Raw genomic sequence first — 21,236 nt, forward strand, 5'->3', positions numbered from 1 at the left:
TATCGGCTTTTTTAATTGTTGGAGGGATTCAGATGAAGATAAATCAATCGCACCGGATTAGCGGAGTAAATCCATACCAGAAGCAGAATGATCAGCAAACAGGTGGGCTAGAACGCAAACGGAAAACCGACAAGGTGCAAATTTCTGCTGAAGCACAGGAGATGCTTTCTTCCAGTCGTGTCAATAACAGTGACCGCGCGAAGCTGATTGATGAACTTAAACAATCCGTAAGCACTGGAAGCTACCATGTGGAATCGGGCAAAATCGCAGAGAAGCTGCTTCCTTTTCTTAAAAACTAACAACAAGACAGGTGAATCCTTGTGATTGTGGAGACAATTATCGCAACGCTTGAGCAGCAGACTAGCGTATATCGGGAGCTGCTCGCGTTAGCTAAAGAGAAAACGCCTTATCTTGTCCACAATCAAGTGGAGAAGCTTAATGCTACGCTGCAGAAAGAACGGAAGCTATTGAAGACGGCTGAGGAATTGGAACAGCAACGCATGAGACTTTCCGGACAATACTTCTCTGGCATTGGCATGCTCCGTTACAAAGGCGGTAAAATCAGCGAAATGATACGGACGGTTACATCGTCTCAAGATAAGAAGAAATTGACAGATCTGCACGAGACGCTTACGACGCTGCTTGATGAACTGCAGACGGTCAGTCAGTTGAATCAGCAGTTGATCGAGCAATCACTCAAATTCATTGATTATTCCATAGATTTGTTGGTCGAGGATCCGAACGGTGATGTCACGTATCAGCATCCACTCCATACTGGATACGGCACGGCTCGCAACGGCTTATTTGATACAAGAGGATAGGGAGGCAACCCTGAAATGACTTCAACTTTCCATGGCATTGAAACGGCCAAGCGGAGTTTGTTTACGCAGACGGCTGCATTAAATACAACAGGTCATAACATCTCCAATGCTAATACAGCAGGCTACTCTAGACAAGTCGTCAAAATGGTAGCTTCTAGACCAATGGAATACCCGGGCATCAGCAGATCCAATGTACCTGGGCAATTAGGAACTGGTGTAGAGTTTGCTTCCATTACCCGTGTTCGTCAGACTTTTCTGGATGATCAATTTCGGAATGAGAACAAGTCTCTGGGCAGCTGGGAAATCCAAGCAGACACGTTGAGTAAGCTGGAGAGTATTGTCAACGAACCCTCCGATTCAGGCATTCGCACCGTGCTGGATAACTTCTGGAAGTCGTGGTCTGATTTGAGTAAGGATCCGGAGAACGTGACAGGGCGAAAGATTGTACGCGAGAGTGCGATTGCATTAACGGATGCCTTTAACCAAACGAGCAAACAATTAAGTGACTTAAGCACTGACTTATCCAATAATATTCAAGTGAAAGTCGATGAAATCAACTCCATCATTACTACGATATCTAATTTAAATAACGAGATTTCACGTGTTGAAGGATTGGGCAATGACGCTAACGATCTAAGGGATCAACGGGATCTGTTGACGGATGATTTATCCAAAATCGTGAATATTAATGTGATTAACACAGGTGCAGGCTATGATATTTCGATCGGTGGCGTAAACCTGACAACCGGCGGAACAGCAACTCCAACTTCTGTAGCTGCCCTTACAGCTGCATTTGGAACAGGAGACGGAACGAGTGATCTTAATAGCGGCGAAGTATTCGGGATGTTCACTGCCAAGGATAAGTATGTAGCTGATTATCAGAAGCAGCTGAATGTTCTAGCTAACACAATTTCCAATGGCGAGATTACCATTACCATTCCTGCGGGATCGGTACTCCCTGACGGAACCACGCTTAAAAACCCAGATGGTACCAGCTCGACTTTCTCGGGATCGAGTCGATTGCTTGCACAGGATACGACGGTAATCGTTAATGGTCTTAACGGTCTGCATAAATTGGGTTATACCTTTGATACTCCTGCCCAAACAGGTAAAGACTTCTTCACAGCCGTATCGGGCGAAATTACGGCAGCCAGTATTCGATTAAATCCTACTATCGCTGCTGATGCCAGCTTAATAGCAACGTCATTACGGACCACAGGAACGGGAACTAGTGAAACTGCGGTCAAAGGTAACAACACACTAGCCGTATTGTTATCGAACTTTAAAGATTCCAAACTTAGTTTTAATACATCAGGGAATGGTGTAACAACCGGAAGCATCGATGATTATTTCAGATCCATTGTCGGGCAATTGGGTGTTCAAGGACAAGAGGCGCAGCGTCAGCTTAATAACCAACAAGTGCTAGCTGAACAAGTGGACTCCAGTCGTCAAGCTGTCAGCGGGGTTTCGATTGATGAAGAAATGTCGAATATGATCAAGTTTCAGCATGCCTATAGCGCGGCAGCCCGGTTTATGACAGCCTATGATGAGATATTAGAAAAGCTGATTAACGGCACAGGTACGGTAGGACGGTAATCTATGATAGGTGGGGATAAACTTGTCTTTAAGAATAACGCAAAGTATGATGCATTCGCAGCTGCTTAGGAATGTTAATAACAACTTAAACCGTATGGACAAGCATCAGAACATGCTTTCTACGGGCAGGAAAATAAACGCTCCTTCGGATGATCCAGTAGGTATTACCTATGCCCTGCGTTATCGCAGTGAGCTGTCCGCGAATGAACAGTATCAGAAGAATATCGATTCAGCGAAATCTTTCGTAGATCATACGGATACGGTTTTATCTCAACTGACTGATATTATGCAGCGCGCCAATGAGTTGACGGTTCAAGGAGCCAATGGTTCGAATCCCCAAACTGCATTAGATGCGATTGCTGAAGAGATGGGCCAGCTCTATAATCAAGCTGTTTTGATAGGCAATGACAAACTCAACGGCAAGGCTATATTCAACGGGCAAAATACAGATAAAAACCCCTACACAGAGGCTGGGGCGCCAACCGAACAAACGGATACCCAACTTATTATGTATCAATTTGCGGCAGGAGTAACGATTCCGATTAATGTGACGGGTGATGCGGTCTTCGGTGCAGCTAATCCGGCCCCGCCGGCTGCTGCTACAACGCCAGACAATCTTTTCACGGTACTAAAAGGGCTGCAGACTGCATTCTCCAAAGGTGATCAATCTCAAGTGCAGACTTTTTTAGGGCAATTGAGCAGTCGAATGGACAAAGTTCTGAATGTCCGTGCAGAAGTTGGCGCAAGATCCAATCGTATTGATTTGATGGACGCTCGTATTAAAGATCTCGATTTGAACGTGACCGAGTTGGATTCCAAGATTGAGGATGCGGATATGGCAGAAATCATAACGAAGCTGCAGCAAGATCAGAATGTGTATCAAGCTTCCCTGTCCATCGGAGCCAAAATCATTCAGCCTAGCTTATTGGATTATATAAGATAATTCAATTGGGGGGATTGCTTTGGAATTTCAATTTCCGCGCTTATATATTCACCAAACCTATGCTCAGATTGGTATCGAAACGAATCCGGCTAGCCTAGAAATTCAATCTCCTCCCGGAGAGTTGTCGATTCAACAGCCACAGGCCAAAGTGGACATTGAATCACCACGCGGTGAGCTTCAAGTCGATTCTACTGCAGCTTTCACTGCTTTAGGTGCCGGTCCTCATTTAGAGTGGATGAATTCGATATACAGACAGTACAAGAGCGTAGCGCTCCAAGCCATTGCGAAGATTGTGGAGGACGGCAATCGGATGGCGCAAATCACGAATCCGAATAACGCTTTTGCGGAGATTGCACGAGAAGCGCTTCAGCATAAGAATCAGATCGTTTACACAGGAGAGGCTTCCACGGACAATGTAAGGGTACGTTATACGGCCCATGCACCAATTATCAATATTGAAGCCCAGAAGCCGCTGATTGATTACACGCCGCGTAAACCAGAGACACAATACCATCCAGGTTCCGTAGAGGTGTATCTGAGGCAACGAAATGCCGTTGAATTCCACGTGGGCGAATACGACAAATACATATAATAATTTGAAATGCTATAGCGCAAGCTATAGCATTATCTGTTAGAGGAGGGTATTTTACATGCTCGATTTCTTGCAAGGCAGAACGTTTCAATTGAATGGCAGCATTCTAGGGTTCGAGGATTGTAACGAGTTCACGGTTAAGGTAGTGGAAGAAAATACGCATTTTGCTTATTTACAGAGCCAAGAGCATGACTATATCGCATTCTTAGTCCTATCACCGTTTGTAACGGATAAGGATTACTCGATTGAGATTGAAGAGAAGGATAAGAAGCTTCTCGAAATCGACTCTCCTGAGGATGTTTGTGTCCTTACGATTGTGACAACCACAGAGCCCTTCACGGATTCCACCATTAACTTACTCGCACCGATTCTATTGAATATGAAGAACGGTCAGGGAAAGCAAATTGTTCTCCCTCCTTCCAGCAGATACAGTACCAAGGAACCACTCTTCAAAGTCGTTCAATTGGAAAGCGGTGAATAATCATGTTAATATTGAGCCGGAAAAAAGGTCAGTCGATATTGCTTAATAATGATATTGAGATTGTGATCTCATCGATCGATGGGGATCAGGTTAAAGTAGGCATTAAAGCGCCAAGCGATGTGAATATCCTTCGCAAAGAAGTGTATGATGCCGTGCAAGAGAGCAACAGACAGGCATTGCAGAAGCCTATCAATGTAGAGGATCTGAAAAGATTTTCAAATCTCAAATAAACATCCCGACAAGCCCAATACCTAGATGGTATTGGGTTTTCTGCAATTTCTGCGAAATGTCGGAAGCTGCACGCAATTTTTTGTCGTTTTTTTTGTTTTTGAACAATTTGCTATAAAGAATAGCGAAGTGACCGTCGATATATTCAATAGGCGCTGTTTCGCAGCATGGCGGCCGACCTGATTGCGGAACAGCCATAAGTCTCCACAAGGATGTGGAGAACTACCAAACTTCAAGGAGGAAGAATGAAATGAGAATTAATCACAACATTACAGCACTAAACACACACCGCCAATTGGGTATTAACAGTGAGCAAACAGGCAAGAACATCGAGAAATTGTCTTCCGGTCTTCGCATCAACCGCGCAGGTGACGATGCAGCTGGTCTAGCAATCTCCGAGAAAATGCGTGGCCAAATCCGCGGTTTGGATATGGCTGCTAAGAATGCTCAAGATGGTATTTCTTTGATCCAAACGGCTGAGGGTGGTTTGAACGAAACTCACAGCATTTTGCAACGTATGCGTGAATTGGCTGTACAAGCCGGTAACGGTACTTCAACTGACGATGATCGTAAATCTATCCAATCTGAAGTAGCACAATTGAAAGAAGAAATCGATCGTATTTCGAATGCTACTGAATTTAATACTAAGAAAGTACTGAATGGCGATCTTAGTAAAGATGGCGCGCTTAAAGTTGGAGGCAATGTAGTAGGCCTTGCTGCAGTAGTCGGCGGTGTTAATGCTATCACCGGCACTGCGTTTACTGTACATGGAGCAACTGCAGATTCGGGAACGGGCGCAGTTGACATTGTAGGAGCTGAAACTTCTGCATTAAATAATGTAGGATTCGAATTTAAACTAGGTGCTGACACTCAGAGCCCAACCGCATATTACGATGCAGATAAGAAGAAATTGGTTATTACCTTGTCAGCTGACCAAACAAAAAACCTTGATGCTGATTTGCAAACTGCGATCGGAACTGCGATCAAGGCTTCAGATCTTGTAGCAACAAGAGATGGTGGTACAACCTACTATTTCAAATCAACAGGTGATGAGTTCAAAGCTGATGGTAGCGATTTTGCATTCACAGGTTTTGATGGATTAACAACAGCGGCAGATGAGATTATCAAACAAAGTCAAATTGATGAGCTGAATGCATCTTTGACTGTTGAGAATGGTAATGCTGACATCACTGCACAAGAAGGGTTTGCAGAAGTATTCCAAGTCGGCGATAAAGTGGGCAATACACTTGAAATTGCTTTCACTCAAATGCAGGACGCTCTTGGTAACACTGTAAATGATGCATTCAATGGTTATAAGTTTAAGTTTACTGCAGGTAATGAATCATTCATTCAAGCTGCTGTAGATGATAACGATAAAACGATCACGATTGCATTATCTTCTGTACAATCCTTAAATACTGACGTGAACATCGAGAATGCACTAAAAGGTCTAGTGGTAAACGGCCAAGCACTCGATGATTCCAATATTGCTTTCTCGATCACAGGTACAGGTGATTTGCTAGACGGAACTGGCCCTGGATTGGATGCAAGTAAATTTGCAAACCAAGGTTCGGTTTCGAACGACGGAATCACATTCCAAATCGGTGCTAACAGTTCTTCTGAGCAAAGAGTTAAATTGAATATCGAAGACATGAGTACAAAAGGTATTAAGATCAATGGTATTTCTGTAGCTACACAAAAGAGTGCAACAGATGCGGTCTCAGCACTAGATAAAGCGATTGAAGCAGTATCTGCACAACGTTCAAGCCTTGGTGCTGTTCAGAACCGTCTTGAGCATACAATCAACAACTTGGGAACAACTTCCGAGAACCTGACTGCCGCTGAATCGCGTGTACGTGACGTAGATATGGCGAAAGAAATGATGGAGCAAACGAAGAACAACATCCTTGCTCAAGCTGCACAAGCTATGCTTGCACAAGCTAACCAACAACCACAAGGCGTTCTGCAATTGCTTCGTTAATCTTAACGAACGAAAGAGAGATCCTAGACTATCTAGGGTCTCTTTTTTTTTAGCAGAATTTTAATAGACAAATACATTTTTTTGCTAGGCTATACAGGATTGCTCTTCAGACACCGATATAAGAAGTAATATATCGTCGGGAGGAAAGCGTTATGAATACGAATCTGCCAATCAGCAATTCTGTGCCCATAAGCAGTCCTATTACTACTACAGCTAATATAGCTAGTGAACGACAGAACGTGCCGGATGTGCAGAATAGTACGGCACCTGCTGTGCAGAATGTAAGAGAATTGAAGCGAGCTGAGAACACTGGTGTGAAGGTGCCGCTAGGTGAGGAAATGCTGATTAAAGCGATTGAGAAAGCAAACAAAGCGGTTATGGGCGTAGCGACTACTTGTGAGTTTTCCATCCACGAGAGCACCAAACAAATTATGGTTAAAGTTGTCGAGAAGGATACAGGTAGACTCATTCGTGAAGTTCCACCAGAGAAAATTCTGAATCTCGTAGCTGCGATGTGTGAGAAAGCCGGGTTATGGATTGACGAACGGAGATAGCTGTAGCAGAAGGAGGTCAGTAATGAAATGGTAATGAGAATTAGTGGAATGGCTTCAGGTTTGGATATCGATAGCATCGTCAAGCAGCTAATGACCGCGAATAAGGTGCCGGCAGATAAGCTGAAGCAGCAGAAACAAACGGTAGAATGGCAACGTGACGCATATAAGGAAATAAACAAGAAATTACTTGATTTCCGGAATAATAAAATATTTAATTTCAAGACAGATCGCACACTTGGAGCGAAGTTAACAACAATTAGCGGGGATAATCAAGTGTTTACAGCTAATGCAAGGGCAGATGCACCGATTGGTACGACGCCTATGAAAGTCATGTCGCTTGCAACTTCGGCTAAGTTGACAGGGTCGGGTGATATTCGTAAAGCACCGACACCTCCAACTGATCCAGCTTTCGATCCGGCTAAAACACTCGAAAGTCAAAAAACAAAGCTGGATTCGACACTTTTAGTAAATCCTGCTTTGACGGTAACTCCGGGAGTGGCCCCAGGAACGGACTATTCCTTCAAGATCAATGGTACTCAAATTGATGTAAATACTAGTGTGGATTCGCTAAATGATGTGATGTCCCGAATCAATAAGACGACGAATGTGAATGCTTTTTACGATTCTTACTCGGGTAAAATTAGTTTTACGACGAAGGCGACAGGGGCAAGTGCGAAGATAGACATTACGAATACGATCGGCGATTTTGCAAAAGACGTCCTTAAATTAGATTCGGCTAATATCGTACAAGGTGGAAATGCGAAAGTCGAGATTAACGGTATTGCAACAGTGCGCGAGAGCAACTCGTTCACCGTGAACAATACGGATATCGTACTGAAGCAGAAGAGTGTGTTCACAGGAGTAGCTGGTACTTCGGATGAAGATAATCCTGATAAATATGTTGCTACTACGATCGGAGTATCTACCGATACGAGCAAGATCCTAGAATCGATTAAGACGTTTATCTCCGATTATAATGATGTATTGAAGACGCTGCAGGACAAAGTTGGAGAGAAGAAGAATCGTGACTTCCAGCCGCTGACGGAAGACCAGAGAGCTGACATGAAGGAAGATGATATTAAGTTATGGGAGACAAAGGCGAAGTCGGGTTTGCTGCAAAATGACAGCATTTTCAATTCGGCGATTGCCTCCTTGCGATCAGTCACCTCCACTGTGGTAAACACAGGAAACGCTAACTACAGGACATTATCTTCTATCGGAATTGGATCTACCACTTATTTAGATAACGGCAAGCTGACTGTGAAAGATGAAGAGAAGCTTAAGACAGCTATTGAGAAAGATCCGGACGCAGTTATGGCACTATTCGCGGCAACCGGGAATGGAGATGCGGATCAGTCAGATGTCGGAATTGTTGAGAAGATGTATGATAACTTAAAAGGGACAATGGACAACCTCGCTAATAAAGCGGGAACATCCCTCTTCTCTGACGAGTTATTGAAATCCGACAGCAGTATGGGTAAGCAGCTCGCTAAGTTGAACAGCCAAATTGCTACTTGGACTAGTCGCTTAGTGGACATGGAGAACAGTTACTATAGGAAATTCTCCGCCATGGAAACAGCCATGAGTAAGTTAAACGCGCAATCACAAAGCCTGGCCAGCTCCTTCTCAGGAAGCTAATAAATAGGAGGAACCGTTGATGCTGCAAGCACAAAAGAATAGATACCTCGACAACTCCGTCCAAACTGCTTCACCTGCACAATTGCTTATTATGCTTATGGATGGTTCGATTCGATTCTCGAAAGCTGCTATTCTGGCAATCAGAGAAGGCAGAAATGAAGACGCTCATCGCAATCTTGTGAAAGTCCAAGATATTGTGGCGGAATTCGAGATTACATTGGATCGCAAATCGGAGCTTGCCGACAGTTTGCTGAAGTTGTACGATTATTTCAAATTGCGTTTAAGGGAAGCGAACTTCAAGAAAGACGTGACTCCAATTGAAGAAGTACTCGGATATTTGACCGAGCTTCGCGAGACATGGGTGGCCGCAGCTAAACCTGTGACGAGCGTTCAGAGGAGTTCTTAATTGCAATGGAAGCCTTAAATAAACTAGAGCAGTTGACGCTTCAAATTGCAGCAGACATCCATGAAGCGACTGTTGAACAAATAGAAACCTTTCTGGACCAAAGAGGAAGCATCATAGAGGCCATTCAAACTCAACTTGCACTTCGACCAGACGACGGTTCGAGGAATGAGCAGGTGAACCGCATTCTTAGCTTCGACTCGCGCATTCTGGGGCGCATGGAAGAGCTTAAGAGCGAAGCGACCCAAGGAATGGATAAATTCAACCGTGCACGCGTTCAACGAGATGCCTATGGCGGTGGAGGGGCATACGGTGCTGACAACAGTATGTTCTTCGATGAGAAAAATTAGCGATCCGATGAAATGCACCCTATAGGGTGCATTTTTTTGTTAAAGGCGGAAAAAGAATAGTCAACGAAATCAATAATGTATTCGCTTACAAAAACTTATTGACAATATTGTGAAATCGATGTTATATTCGATTTGTGGGCCACGCCTAGTGATCTCGCAGCTATTTGAAGATGAAGGGAATGTTCTCAATGCAAGGTAAAGTTAAATGGTTTAACGCAGAAAAAGGTTACGGTTTCATCGAGACAGAACAAGGCGGCGACGTATTCGTACATTTCTCCGCAATCCAATCCGAAGGTTTCAAAACACTTGAAGAAGGCCAATCCGTAGAGTTCGACATCGTCGAAGGCGCTCGTGGTCCTCAAGCTGCAAACGTTACTAAACTGTAATCATACCGCTGTTAAGCGGCCACATAATAAATGGTACGCGCTTAACCGAATGATCGGCAGAAGCCCTGGGGTCCCAGGGCTTTTTCTTATTTTTACCCACGAATCTACTTCTAGAAACTGCTAACTATTAAATTATTAAATAATTCACAAAATACAGAAAATATCTTTGAGATCGCCCACATAGGGTGTTATAATAAGACTATGTAAAAGGAGGAATGCCACATGAGATACAACATTCGAGGTCAACACATCCTGGTGACAGACGCCTTGCGCGAATATGTCGAGAAGAAGTTAAGCCGCCTAGAAAAGTATTTTGAAGAGCCGATTACCTCCGAAACAAACGTTACAATGTCTGTTACAAAAGGCAAGCATGTTATTGAAGTTATGATTCCACTCTCGAACGCTATGTTAAGAGCAGAGGAGAAGAGCGAGGATATGTACGCTTCCATTGACTTGGTAGTGGACAAACTGGAGCGTCAGATCCGCAAACATAAAACTAAAATCAACAGCCGATATCGCAAAGAAAGCGGCATTCGTACAATGTTCAAGGATGACGGTGCAGCAGTTCGGGTGTTGGATGAAGAAGAAGACTACGAGCTCGTCCGGACGAAACGCTTCCTATTAAAGCCCATGGATGTGGAAGAAGCAATTCTGCAAATGAACATGGTAGGGCACAACTTCTTCATGTTTGCGAATGCTACGACGAAAGAAGTGAATGTCGTTTATAAGCGCAGCGACGGACGTTATGGATTAATAGAAGCGGACTAATACGTACATCATCGGGCCCTGGGAAACCGGGGCTCTTTTTGCTTACGGTTGGTAATGAAGCGTTCGGAAGCGGCATATAATGGAGGCGCCGCTCGGGGCAACCTGCAAGAAATACAGGATCATAGCGGGTTTGCGTGCCCAATCCAGCTTCTCCCTCAGGGGGCCAACATTGCGGGAACTGCCGCAAACTGATACAATTTATGCAAACAGGCGTAACAGACGAAAGGGGAAGACCATGCTCGGACTTGTAAAGAAATTATTCGGAGACGCCAACGAACGTGAGATTAAGCGTCTAATGCGTACCGTGGAGGAAATTAACGGCCTAGAGCCACAAATTTCCAAGTTGTCAGATGATGGACTTCGTGAGAAGACGGAGGAATTTAGAGCACGTCTCGAAAAGGGCGAGGACATTGATGCCCTGCTTCCAGAGGCGTTCGCAGTTACAAGAGAAGCTTCAAAACGCGTTCTGGACAAGCGCCATTACGATGTACAGTTGATCGGCGGTATGGTGCTGCACGAAGGCCAAATTGCGGAGATGAAAACAGGTGAAGGTAAGACGCTCGTCGCTACCCTTGCGGTTTACTTGAACGCGCTTCAGGGCAAAGGTGTTCATGTCGTTACAGTCAATGACTACCTGGCTACGCGTGACAGCGAGCAAATGGGTCAGCTCTATAATTTCCTAGGCTTAACTGTCGGTGTTAACCTGCATGGCCTCACACATGATGAGAAGCAAGCAGCGTACGCATGTGACATCACATACGGAACGAACAATGAGTTTGGATTCGACTACTTGCGTGACAACATGGTCCTGTACAAAGAACAAATGGTACAGCGTCCGCTTTATTATGCCATTATTGATGAAGTCGACTCCATTCTTGTCGATGAAGCTCGTACACCTTTGATTATTTCCGGGCAAGCTGCCAAATCGACGGAGCTGTATTTTGCAGCAGATCGGTTTGCGCTGCGGTTGAAGGTAGAAGAAGATTATACCGTTGATGTGAAAGTGCGTTCGGTAACATTGACGGATGCAGGCGTGGAGAAGGCGGAGAAAGCATTTGGCATCGAGAACTTGTTCGATCATGCCAATGTAACGCTTAACCATCACATCCAGCAAGCGCTCAAAGCGCATGTCATCATGAAACGCGACGTAGACTACGTGGTACAAGATGAAGAAGTTATCATTGTCGATGAGTTTACGGGCCGTCTAATGGCTGGCCGTCGTTACAGCGACGGATTGCATCAAGCGATCGAAGCGAAAGAGCAAATTAAAGTACAGAACGAGAGCATGACGCTCGCTACGATTACATTCCAGAACTACTTCCGTATGTACCGCAAGCTGTCCGGTATGACAGGTACAGCGAAAACAGAGGAAGAAGAGTTCAAGAAAATTTACGGTCTTGAAGTCATTCAAGTGCCGACAAACCGGAAGAATGTCCGTGATGATATTGCGGATGTTGTCTATAAAACAGAGAACGGCAAGTTTAAAGCGGTGGTTGAAGAGATTGTCAGACGCCACAAAAACAAACAGCCGGTGCTCGTGGGTACAGTTTCCATCGAGAACTCTGAGAAGCTCTCCGAGTTGTTGAAGAAACGCGGCATTACGCATAAGGTACTGAACGCGAAGTATCATGCGGAGGAAGCAGAAATCATTTCCCGTGCCGGTCAATCCGAATCGGTTACGATTGCAACGAACATGGCTGGCCGTGGTACTGATATTTTGCTTGGCGAAGCGGTTGACGGTGTTGGCGGTTTGCATATTATTGGTACGGAACGCCATGAGAGCCGTCGTATCGATAATCAGCTGCGCGGTCGTGCCGGTCGTCAAGGGGATCCGGGTTCTTCGCAGTTCTACCTGTCGCTCGAAGATGAACTTATGCGCCGCTTCGGCTCTGAGAACATCATGGGCATGATGGAGCGTCTTGGCTTCGAAGAAGATCAACCGATTGAGAGCCGTTTGATCTCCCGTGCGATCGAATCTGCGCAGAAACGCGTAGAGGGCAACAACTTCGATCAACGTAAAATTGTCCTGCAATACGATGACGTCATGAACCAACAGCGTGAGATTATCTACAAGCAGCGCCGCGAAGTGCTCTTCTCCGAGAACATCCGCGAGATCGTTCTTGAGATGATCAAACCGGTTATTGCGAAGATCGTTGACGCTCACTGTCCGTCTGATGATGTACCGGAGAACTGGGAACTGCAAGAAATCGTTGATTATGCAGAAGGCAACTTCCTGCACGAGGGCAGCATCACGAAAGACGATCTATGGGGCAAAGAGCCGGAAGAAATCAATGATTTCTTGTACGGCAAAGTGATCGAGCTCTATGATCAGCGCGAAGAAGGAATCGGTCCGGAAACGATGCGTGAATTCGAGAAGGTTGTCGTACTGCGCGCAGTAGACAGCAAATGGATGGATCACATCGATGCCATGGATCAGCTTCGCCAAGGTATTCACCTTCGTGCATACGGCGGTACAGATCCACTGCGTGAATATCAATTCGAGGGCTTCGAGATGTTCAAGGAAATGATTGAGCATATTCAAGAAGAAGTCACCAAATATATCATGAAAGCCCACGTGGAGAACAACCTGGAGCGCCAAGAGGTTGCTAAAGGTCAAACGGAATCCGGCGGAAGCAGCGAAATGCAGCAGAAGCGTCCGGTTCGCAAAGAAGAACGTGTGCGTCGTAATGATCCGTGCCCATGCGGCAGCGGCAAGAAATACAAGCAATGCCACGGACAATAAGTCTGCCTATTGCATAAGGTAGGGCAACGAAGTTAATTTGAGGTGAAGCGACCGTCATGATAGATATAACGATGAAACAAGATCTGCGTGAAATGGCGAAGCGTCTCCAAGAACTCAGGGGGTCTCTTTGACTTAGATATTAAGCAAGAGATGATCCTCAACTTTGAGGAGAAAATGAGCGCGCCAGGCTTCTGGGATGACAATGACCGTGCGCAGAGCACCATTGCCGAGATGAATGCCGTCAAATCCGTTGTCGATCAATTCGAACGGATGCAAAGCGAGCATGAAGATCTGCAAACGATGCTGGAGCTGGCGGAAGAAGAAGGCGAAGATGCAGGTCTTGAGGCGGAATTGAAGCGAAATGTTGCGGAACTCGTTGGCAAAGTAAGCGAGTTTGAGCTTCAGCTGCTGCTTAGTGAGCCTTACGACAAGCTAAACGCCATTCTTGAGCTGCATCCCGGCGCCGGCGGCACAGAGTCGCAGGACTGGTGCCAAATGCTGTATCGGATGTACACACGTTGGGCGGAGAAATCCGGCTTCAAGGTGGAACTGCTGGACTATCTGGCTGGCGATGAGGCGGGCATCAAGAGCGTTACGATTTCCGTCAAAGGCCATAATGCATACGGGTACCTGAAAGCGGAGAAAGGCGTTCATCGTCTTGTGCGTATCTCGCCTTTCGATGCTTCCGGTCGACGCCATACGTCCTTCGTATCCTGTGACATTATGCCGGAGATTGACGATGACATCGAGATTGACATCCGTTCGGAGGATCTCAAGGTAGACACGTACCGGGCCAGCGGCGCGGGCGGTCAACATATCAATAAGACGGAATCGGCAATCCGGATCACGCACATGCCTTCCGGTATCGTTGTATCCTGCCAGACGCAGCGCTCGCAGATTCAGAACCGCGAGCGTGCGATGCAGATGCTGCGCTCCAAGCTTTATGAACGCAAGATTGAAGAGCAGCAGAAGCATCTCGCGGAAATTCGCGGCGAGCAGTCCGATATTGCATGGGGCAGCCAAATCCGCTCCTATGTCTTCCATCCGTACAGCATGGTCAAGGACCATCGCACCTCGGTGGAAACAGGCAATGTCGGCGCCGTAATGGACGGCGATCTGAATATGTTTATTGATGGTTACTTACGGAGCAAGATCCGTCATGAAGAGCAATGATGAAGGGCTGCTATGCATGCGTGCATAGCCTGGAGGAAGAGTTCCTACACTACTAGGTGTCGGAACTCTTTTTTGTGGATTAATGGATGTTACTTATATAGAAGGATGGGGTCAGCAATGAGTTTGCAGCAAGAACAAGGGATTAAGAAGCTACATAGAGAAAATCGAAGACTAAGGAAACCGTTGGGGCCGAAGAGTGAGGCGGCGCTCAGCGTGGCATTACTGCTTATTGGTTCATTTCTTATTGCCATCAGCTTTAACATGTTTCTGGTACCTCTGGGTATTGCGTCCGGTGGTGTATCGGGTATTTCTATCTTGATTAATCGCGTATGGGATATCCCGCCTGCTTATACGCAGTGGGCGCTTAACGTACCGCTGTTCCTCATCGGGCTATGGCTGCTTGGCAAACGCTTCGCACTGAAGACTGCACTTGGCTCCTTTTTGCTGCCACTGCTCGTCTTGTTCACCTCGGACTGGCAGCCGCCGACCGATAATGCGATGCTTGCATCTATCTATGGCGGGATCGGTGTTGGGGCAGGGCTTGGCCTTGTTTTCCGGGGGAAGGCCTCGACAGGCGGACTTGATCTTGCAGCCCAGCTGCTGCATCGGTTTACCGGTGTGCGGCTCGGACTAGCGGTAGCGTGCTTCGACGGCCTCGTCATTGCAGCTGCGGGCATCATCATCGCGCCGGAGAATGCACTCTATGCACTGGTTGGCTTATTTGTAACAAGCAAAACGATCGATTTTGTACAGACGGGCCTTGCGACTTCGAAGGTAGCCTTCGTTATTTCGGACAAGCCGGAAGCCATTACGCAGGCCGTGCTTCATGATCTGGATCGCGGATTAACCAAGCTTGACGGGCATGGCGGGTATACAGGTGAAGCACGTACCGTGCTTATGGTTGTCGTCGGACAAGGCGAAGTGTCAAAGCTGAAGGGACTCGTAAGGACGGCAGACCCCTACGCGTTTGTCATTATTAGCGATACGGCTGAGGTGCTGGGGGAAGGCTTCCAATTGCCGTAAATTTGCCGCAAAAATACGCAACTTTTCCGTTGAATTAATATGAATACGTATGTATAATAATACAAAGTGTTAGCTATTTCCTCTATCCCCCTGTTCGTGTACAATGGATAGCTAGGAAGGAAATGGATGGGAGAGAACGGACATGAGTAAAGCAGTGAAAGCAGCGATTATCGGATCAACAGGGTACGGCGGCGTTGAGCTTATCAGGCTTCTGGCCAACCATCCGCAGGTGGAAGTGGCTTCTGTCACCTCATCCTCCACAGCAGGAGCGCCAATAGCGGAAGGCTTCCCTCATTTGACCGAAATTCGAACCGATATTCTAGACGATGTGGACCCGGCTTTGATCCGAAGTAAAGCCGATGTTGTATTTATAGCGACCCCTCCGGGCATTGCAACTGCTCTGACCCCTTCGCTTCTGGCGGCAGGGCTTAAAGTCATTGATATTTCCGGCGATCACCGGCTTAAATCTCGCAGTGAATACGAGACTTGGTATAAGAAAGCACCAGCGGAGCAGCAATACCTGGACCAAGCGGTATATGGTCTGTGCGAAGTGTACGGCGAATCGGTGCGAGGCGTAGATTTAATATCCAATCCGGGTTGTTTCCCGACGTCTGCACTGCTTGGTTTGATCCCGGCGGTGAAGGAAGGATATATCGACCTCTCTACGATTATTATAGATGCGAAATCCGGCGTTTCCGGTGCAGGCCGCGGAACAACCGTGGGCAATCATTATCCGGAAATCAATGAGAATTTCAGAGCTTATAAAATCAATAAGCATCAACATATTCCGGAGATTGAGCAAGTGCTCTCGGATGTTGCAGGCGAGAAAGTGCTGACGACGTTTACGACCCATTTGGTTCCGATGACGCGCGGTATTATGAGCACGATCTATGCAACTGTCAAAGGTGGACACAGCACGGAGGACTTCATCTCGTTGTATAACAATTATTATGAAGGTCGACCGTTCGTCCGTATCCGTAAGAGCGGTACTTGGCCGGCGACTAAAGAAGTATCAGGCTCCAACTATTGCGACATCGGCTTCTCCGTTGATGAGCGTACAGGGCGCGTAACGATTGTGTCGGTTATTGATAATCTTGTGAAGGGTGCTGCTGGGCAGGCCATTCAAAACTTGAATCTGATGATGGGCTGGGACGAGGCGCTGGGCCTTAACTTCGTTCCGATGTACCCTTAATAAAGAGAGTAGACCTCTGGTCGACTCCGCATTCATCCAATAAAGGAGACGCGATTGAACAATGGGACAGGGGAACACATCACCAACCTATATCGTCGTGCCGGAAGGCTCCGTTACGACACCTAAAGGCTTTAAAGCCGGCGGCTTGCATTGCGGTTTGAAGAAGACTACGCGCCATGACCTTGGCGCTATCGTATGTGAAGTGCCTGCTGCTGCAGCCGGCGTGTACACGACGAACGTGTTTCAGGCGGCGCCGATTCAGGTGACGCGCGAGAGCATTGGCGCTGGCGGCAAGCTGCGCGCGGTTATCGTGAACAGCGGCAATGCGAATGCGTGCACAGGCAAGCAGGGCGATGCGGATGCCTATGAAATGCGCAGCGCATTTGCCGAAGCAATCGGCGTACCTGCCGAGCAGGTGGCAGTAGCATCTACCGGTGTTATCGGTGAGCTGCTGAAGATGGATCGCGTACGCGGTGGTATTGCGGAGCTGCCTGCTCGTTTGGCAGATTCCTATCAGGCGGCAGATGATTTCTGCCAGTCGATTCTGACCACGGACCTCGTGAAGAAGGAAGTATGTGTTTCCGTTACGGTTGACGGCAAGATTGTACATATTGCCGGCGCATCCAAAGGAAGCGGAATGATCCATCCCAACATGGCGACGATGCTTGGCTTCGTTACTACAGATGCGGAAATCGGAAGCGAAGCGCTGCAGACGCTGCTGCGCCAAGTAACAGACGTAACCTTTAACATGATTACAGTTGACGGCGATACGAGCACGAACGACATGCTTGTGGCGATGGCAAGTGGTTTCGCAGGCAACGAAGAGCTTCACGCAGGTCACCCTGACTATGCGGCGTTCGCAGATGGACTCCGTTATGTGTGCGAAGTGCTGGCGAAAGCAATCGCGCGAGACGGAGAAGGCGCAACGAAGCTCGTCGAGGTGCAAGTGCGCGGAGCGGAATCGAATGATGCGGCGCAAGCGATCGCGAAGACCGTTATCGGCTCTTCACTCGTGAAGTCCGCCGTATTCGGCGCAGATGCGAACTGGGGCCGTATTATTGCAGCTGTAGGTCGCGCAGGCGTACCTGTAAATCCGGAGACCGTCGACATCGCGCTAGGCGATATCGTGACGCTTACGCAATCGCGGCCAATCGCATTTGACGAAGAAGCAGCGCTTGTTTACTTGAAGGGTGATACGGTCGTCATTCATGTGGATCTGCATATGGGTGAAGGCGTGGCAACGGCTTGGGGCTGTGACCTCACTTATGATTATGTCCGTATCAACGCGGCATATCGCACATAGCAACAGGATTTCGGGAACGAAGGGAACGGACGAAACCTATGGAACAGCGGTTTGTGATGAAATGCGGGGGCAGCACGCTTGCGGCGCTTCCGGCTTCTTTTTTCGAAGATTTAAGGAGTTTGCAAGAGCGCGGCGTTAAAGCCGTTATCGTTCATGGCGGCGGCCCGGCTATCTCGGAAACACTCGGCAAGCTGGGAATTGCCAGCGAGTTCGTGAACGGCTTGCGCAAAACAAGCGACGAAGTGCTCGACGTTGTGGAAATGGTGCTCGCAGGACGAATCAACAAGGAGATCGTCCGCCGAATCGGTCAAAGCGGCGCGAAAGCACTTGGCCTGTCCGGCGTTGACGGCGAGCTTATCACGGCTCAGCCTGTGGCGAACGCAGACGAGATCGGTTTTGTCGGCGATGTAACGGATGTGAATGCAGCGATCATCGAAGGCGTCATGGGCATGGGCTACATTCCCGTAATCGCGCCAATCGGTATCGATGCCGCAGGACAACGCTACAACATCAATGCGGATACAGCAGCAGGCGCGGTTGCATCGCATCTTGGCGTGGAGCAGATGATTGTAGTAACCGATGTGCCTGGTATTTTGAAAACGGTAGACGGAGAGAAACAAGTGCTCCCTACCGCAACTGTGGAAGAGATCGAAGAGATGATTGCGAGCGGCGAAATTTACGGAGGCATGATTCCGAAGGTTCGGGCAGCAATCGCATGTATTCAAGGGCGAGTGAAGGAAGTTGTCATCGTAAACGGCGACGTACCGGGCGTACTTAGCAAGGCTGTCCTCGAAGGCGGCATTGGAACAAGAATTATACAATCTTAATTATTAGCGGGGTGAACGAATGATGAGCGATATGAACAAAGGTACTGAAGCAGCTGGCAGCTCGCTTTTTCCGACGTATGCAAGATATCCGATTTCACTTGTGAAGGGTGAAGGCAGCTGGCTCTGGGATGACAAAGGGAACAAATACTTAGACTTCATGTGCGGCCTGGCCGTCACGAATCTGGGTCATGCGCCAAAGCAAGTGAAAGATGCGCTTGTGAAGCAGCTCGACGAGCTGTGGCATGTATCCAATCTGTTTCACATTCCGAATCAAGAAGCGGCAGCGAAGCTGCTGACGGACAACAGCCATGCCGAAGCGGTATTCTTCTGCAACTCCGGCGCGGAAGCCAACGAAGCGGCAATTAAGCTTGCCCGCCGTTACCATCAGAAAGTGAAGGGCAACGGTCGCTATGAAATCATTACGTTCGCCCAATCCTTCCACGGCAGAACATTGGCTACGTTGACGGCAACGGGCCAAGAGAAAGTGAAAGAAGGCTTCGGTCCTCTTCCGGAAGGATTCCGCTATATCCCGCTGCATGACATCGAAGCGCTTGAAGCGGCAATTACCGATAAGACAGCAGCCATCATGATCGAAATGATCCAAGCTGAAGGCGGCGTAATACCGGTAGAGCCTGCGTTCGTGCAGCATCTGGCTAAGCTTTGCAAGGAGCGCGGGTTGCTCCTAATCATAGATGAGATTCAAACAGGAATGGGTCGAACCGGCAAGCTGTTTTCGTTTGAGCATTACGGTATTGAACCGGATATTTTCACATTGGCAAAAGGGCTAGGGAGCGGTTTCCCTGTCGGTGCTATGTTGGCGAAAGGCGAGCTGATTGAAGCGTTCACAGCCGGCAGCCACGGCTCGACGTTCGGCGGAACTCCAATTGCTACAGCTGTCGTTAAAGCGACTGTGGAGGCCATTATCAGTGAGAAAGCACCGGAGCGTGCGGCTGAGAGCGGCGAGTACCTCGTAGGACAGCTTCGCGAGAAGCTTGCGGGCAATCCGTTTGTGACAGACATTCGCGGCAAGGGACTGATGATCGGAATCGTGTGCAGCGGTCCGGTTGCGAATATCATCGCAGAAGGCCAGAAGCGTGGTTTGTTAGTCGTTACAGCAGGTCCGGACGTTGTCCGTTTGCTGCCTAGCCTCCTCGTTTCGCGTGAAGAAATAGATCAAGCGGTGAGCATTCTGACCTCGATTTTCGCGGATCAAACGGCTCCAGCGCAGCTGTAGAAAGAAGGGAGAACCACCCACATGTCTCAATTGTTGACCGAAGAAATCGCAATTGGCCTTAAAGGCCGTGACTTTATTGGTTTGGCTGACTATACGCCTGCGGAAGTACGCTACCTGATCGATCTTGCGATCGAGCTCAAGGGCAAGCAGAAGGCCGGCGAAATTTATCACCCGCTGAAGGGCAAAACCCTCGGCATGATTTTTGAAAAATCATCCACGCGTACGCGTGTTTCCTTTGAAGTTGGGATGTACCAGCTCGGCGGTCATGCGCTGTTCCTCAGCCGCAATGACCTGCAGATCGGCCGCGGGGAGACGATCTCCGATACGGCGCAGACGCTGTCGCGTTATCTGGACGGCATGATGATCCGTACCTTTGCGCACCGCACTGTCATTGAGCTTGCTCGTGCAGCTACCGTGCCGGTCATTAACGGCCTTACAGACCTGTCCCATCCATGCCAAGCACTGTGTGATTATCAAACGGTGCTCGAGCATAAGGGCCGCCTGGAAGGACTTAAAGTGGCGTACATCGGCGATGGCAACAATATGGTGCACTCCTTGATGATGGGTGCAGCGAAGCTCGGCATGCATATTTCGGTGGCGACACCGGAAGGCTACGAGCCTGACGCTGACGTCGTAGCGTTGACGAAGGCGAGTGCAGCCGAAACCGGCTCGCGCATCCATGTGTGCCGTGATCCGAAGGAAGCGATCGCGGACGCTGATGTTGTCTACACGGACGTTTGGGCGAGCATGGGCTTTGAGGCGGAGCAGAAGGAGCGCGAGCTGGCTTTTGCTGCGTATCAAGTGAACGAGGATCTGATTCGCTACGCGAAGAGCGACTACCTCTTCATGCACTGCCTGCCGGCGCATCGCGGCGAGGAAGTAAGCGAAGGCGTCATCGATGGCAAGCAATCGATTATTTTCGATCAAGCGGAGAACCGTCTGCATGCGCAGAAGGCGATTATGGCTGCAATCATGTAGTACCGAACTTATTCGGACTTAA

General features: G+C 48.0%; 22 protein-coding genes. All 22 read left to right on the top strand.

What is annotated here, in order from left to right; all coding sequences use genetic code 11:
• Positions 1-32: 32 nt before the first annotated feature.
• The 22 genes from flgM to argF all read left to right on the top strand — a co-directional run bounded on the left by flgM (position 33) and on the right by argF (position 21,214).
• Positions 33-299, top strand: coding sequence for a flagellar biosynthesis anti-sigma factor FlgM (gene flgM / locus AC506A_RS23920; RefSeq protein ID WP_495463506.1), 267 nt, complete (start codon positions 33-35; stop codon positions 297-299).
• Positions 300-320: 21 nt separating this feature from the next.
• The gene (locus AC506A_RS23925; RefSeq protein ID WP_495463507.1) at positions 321-821 is read left to right on the top strand and encodes a flagellar protein FlgN; all 501 of its coding nucleotides are present in this window, start codon (positions 321-323) and stop codon (positions 819-821) included.
• Positions 822-836: 15 nt separating this feature from the next.
• A complete protein-coding gene (gene flgK / locus AC506A_RS23930) occupies positions 837-2,417 on the top strand; it encodes a flagellar hook-associated protein FlgK (protein ID WP_495463508.1) in 1,581 nt (526 codons plus the stop codon).
• A 22-nt stretch (positions 2,418-2,439) separates the two neighbouring features.
• A complete protein-coding gene (gene flgL, locus AC506A_RS23935; RefSeq protein WP_495463509.1) occupies positions 2,440-3,360 on the top strand; it encodes a flagellar hook-associated protein FlgL in 921 nt (306 codons plus the stop codon).
• Between the two features lie 19 nt (positions 3,361-3,379).
• On the top strand, positions 3,380-3,952 hold the full coding sequence (locus tag AC506A_RS23940) for a DUF6470 family protein (protein WP_495463510.1): 573 nt from the start codon (positions 3,380-3,382) through the stop codon (positions 3,950-3,952).
• A gap of 58 nt (positions 3,953-4,010) precedes the next feature.
• Positions 4,011-4,433 carry a flagellar assembly protein FliW gene (gene fliW / locus AC506A_RS23945; protein ID WP_495463511.1) on the top strand — a complete coding sequence of 141 codons (423 nt, stop codon included), beginning with the start codon at positions 4,011-4,013 and terminating at the stop codon, positions 4,431-4,433.
• A 2-nt stretch (positions 4,434-4,435) separates the two neighbouring features.
• The gene (csrA, locus tag AC506A_RS23950; RefSeq protein WP_495463512.1) at positions 4,436-4,663 is read left to right on the top strand and encodes a carbon storage regulator CsrA; all 228 of its coding nucleotides are present in this window, start codon (positions 4,436-4,438) and stop codon (positions 4,661-4,663) included.
• A gap of 248 nt (positions 4,664-4,911) precedes the next feature.
• On the top strand, positions 4,912-6,642 hold the full coding sequence (locus AC506A_RS23955; RefSeq protein ID WP_495463513.1) for a flagellin N-terminal helical domain-containing protein: 1,731 nt from the start codon (positions 4,912-4,914) through the stop codon (positions 6,640-6,642).
• Positions 6,643-6,794: 152 nt separating this feature from the next.
• The gene (locus AC506A_RS23960) at positions 6,795-7,196 is read left to right on the top strand and encodes a flagellar protein FlaG (RefSeq protein WP_495463514.1); all 402 of its coding nucleotides are present in this window, start codon (positions 6,795-6,797) and stop codon (positions 7,194-7,196) included.
• Positions 7,197-7,223: 27 nt separating this feature from the next.
• A complete protein-coding gene (gene fliD, locus AC506A_RS23965) occupies positions 7,224-8,834 on the top strand; it encodes a flagellar filament capping protein FliD (protein ID WP_495463515.1) in 1,611 nt (536 codons plus the stop codon).
• Between the two features lie 19 nt (positions 8,835-8,853).
• A complete protein-coding gene (fliS, locus tag AC506A_RS23970) occupies positions 8,854-9,240 on the top strand; it encodes a flagellar export chaperone FliS (protein ID WP_495463516.1) in 387 nt (128 codons plus the stop codon).
• A gap of 5 nt (positions 9,241-9,245) precedes the next feature.
• Positions 9,246-9,587 (top strand): flagellar protein FliT, encoded by a 342-nt coding sequence (gene fliT / locus AC506A_RS23975; protein WP_495463517.1) that lies wholly within the window; start codon positions 9,246-9,248, stop codon positions 9,585-9,587.
• A gap of 188 nt (positions 9,588-9,775) precedes the next feature.
• Positions 9,776-9,973, top strand: coding sequence for a cold shock domain-containing protein (locus AC506A_RS23980; RefSeq protein ID WP_090575545.1), 198 nt, complete (start codon positions 9,776-9,778; stop codon positions 9,971-9,973).
• Between the two features lie 222 nt (positions 9,974-10,195).
• On the top strand, positions 10,196-10,741 hold the full coding sequence (gene hpf, locus AC506A_RS23985; RefSeq protein ID WP_495463518.1) for a ribosome hibernation-promoting factor, HPF/YfiA family: 546 nt from the start codon (positions 10,196-10,198) through the stop codon (positions 10,739-10,741).
• Between the two features lie 235 nt (positions 10,742-10,976).
• Positions 10,977-13,484, top strand: coding sequence for a preprotein translocase subunit SecA (secA, locus tag AC506A_RS23990; RefSeq protein ID WP_495463519.1), 2,508 nt, complete (start codon positions 10,977-10,979; stop codon positions 13,482-13,484).
• A gap of 56 nt (positions 13,485-13,540) precedes the next feature.
• Positions 13,541-14,657, top strand: a protein-coding gene (gene prfB, locus AC506A_RS23995; protein ID WP_495463520.1) for a peptide chain release factor 2 whose coding sequence is annotated in 2 segments (ribosomal slippage) — positions 13,541-13,612 and positions 13,614-14,657 — 1,116 coding nt in all. Because the reading frame shifts where the segments join, the coding sequence is not laid out codon by codon here.
• A 117-nt stretch (positions 14,658-14,774) separates the two neighbouring features.
• Complete coding sequence (locus AC506A_RS24000) at positions 14,775-15,680, top strand: YitT family protein (protein WP_495463521.1); 906 nt, start codon at positions 14,775-14,777, stop codon at positions 15,678-15,680.
• Positions 15,681-15,822: 142 nt separating this feature from the next.
• Complete coding sequence (argC, locus tag AC506A_RS24005) at positions 15,823-16,872, top strand: N-acetyl-gamma-glutamyl-phosphate reductase (RefSeq protein ID WP_495463522.1); 1,050 nt, start codon at positions 15,823-15,825, stop codon at positions 16,870-16,872.
• 61 nt (positions 16,873-16,933) lie between these two features.
• Positions 16,934-18,175 (top strand): bifunctional ornithine acetyltransferase/N-acetylglutamate synthase, encoded by a 1,242-nt coding sequence (gene argJ, locus AC506A_RS24010; protein WP_495463523.1) that lies wholly within the window; start codon positions 16,934-16,936, stop codon positions 18,173-18,175.
• A 38-nt stretch (positions 18,176-18,213) separates the two neighbouring features.
• Entirely contained in the window at positions 18,214-19,002 is a 789-nt protein-coding gene (argB, locus tag AC506A_RS24015) for an acetylglutamate kinase (RefSeq protein ID WP_091225036.1), read from the top strand.
• Between the two features lie 19 nt (positions 19,003-19,021).
• A complete protein-coding gene (argD, locus tag AC506A_RS24020) occupies positions 19,022-20,236 on the top strand; it encodes an acetylornithine transaminase (RefSeq protein WP_495463524.1) in 1,215 nt (404 codons plus the stop codon).
• A 21-nt stretch (positions 20,237-20,257) separates the two neighbouring features.
• The gene (gene argF, locus AC506A_RS24025; protein WP_495463525.1) at positions 20,258-21,214 is read left to right on the top strand and encodes an ornithine carbamoyltransferase; all 957 of its coding nucleotides are present in this window, start codon (positions 20,258-20,260) and stop codon (positions 21,212-21,214) included.
• Positions 21,215-21,236 lie beyond the last annotated feature (22 nt).

Source organism: Paenibacillus sp. N22P23 (genome assembly GCF_059383735.1).

Bases quoted from the DNA above. Each gene is read 5' to 3' on its own strand.
- csrA (WP_495463512.1), top strand. From the start codon at position 4,436: ATGTTAATATTGAGCCGGAAAAAAGGTCAGTCGATATTGCTTAATAAT.
- hpf (WP_495463518.1), top strand. From the start codon at position 10,196: ATGAGATACAACATTCGAGGTCAACACATCCTGGTGACAGACGCCTTG.
- secA (WP_495463519.1), top strand. From the start codon at position 10,977: ATGCTCGGACTTGTAAAGAAATTATTCGGAGACGCCAACGAACGTGAG.
- AC506A_RS23960 (WP_495463514.1), top strand. From the start codon at position 6,795: ATGAATACGAATCTGCCAATCAGCAATTCTGTGCCCATAAGCAGTCCT.
- AC506A_RS23955 (WP_495463513.1), top strand. From the start codon at position 4,912: ATGAGAATTAATCACAACATTACAGCACTAAACACACACCGCCAATTG.
- flgM (WP_495463506.1), top strand. From the start codon at position 33: ATGAAGATAAATCAATCGCACCGGATTAGCGGAGTAAATCCATACCAG.
- argC (WP_495463522.1), top strand. From the start codon at position 15,823: ATGAGTAAAGCAGTGAAAGCAGCGATTATCGGATCAACAGGGTACGGC.
- AC506A_RS24000 (WP_495463521.1), top strand. From the start codon at position 14,775: ATGAGTTTGCAGCAAGAACAAGGGATTAAGAAGCTACATAGAGAAAAT.
- flgK (WP_495463508.1), top strand. From the start codon at position 837: ATGACTTCAACTTTCCATGGCATTGAAACGGCCAAGCGGAGTTTGTTT.
- fliD (WP_495463515.1), top strand. From the start codon at position 7,224: ATGGTAATGAGAATTAGTGGAATGGCTTCAGGTTTGGATATCGATAGC.
- fliT (WP_495463517.1), top strand. From the start codon at position 9,246: ATGGAAGCCTTAAATAAACTAGAGCAGTTGACGCTTCAAATTGCAGCA.
- fliW (WP_495463511.1), top strand. From the start codon at position 4,011: ATGCTCGATTTCTTGCAAGGCAGAACGTTTCAATTGAATGGCAGCATT.
- AC506A_RS23980 (WP_090575545.1), top strand. From the start codon at position 9,776: ATGCAAGGTAAAGTTAAATGGTTTAACGCAGAAAAAGGTTACGGTTTC.
- argD (WP_495463524.1), top strand. From the start codon at position 19,022: ATGATGAGCGATATGAACAAAGGTACTGAAGCAGCTGGCAGCTCGCTT.
- argB (WP_091225036.1), top strand. From the start codon at position 18,214: ATGGAACAGCGGTTTGTGATGAAATGCGGGGGCAGCACGCTTGCGGCG.
- fliS (WP_495463516.1), top strand. From the start codon at position 8,854: ATGCTGCAAGCACAAAAGAATAGATACCTCGACAACTCCGTCCAAACT.
- argF (WP_495463525.1), top strand. From the start codon at position 20,258: ATGTCTCAATTGTTGACCGAAGAAATCGCAATTGGCCTTAAAGGCCGT.
- argJ (WP_495463523.1), top strand. From the start codon at position 16,934: ATGGGACAGGGGAACACATCACCAACCTATATCGTCGTGCCGGAAGGC.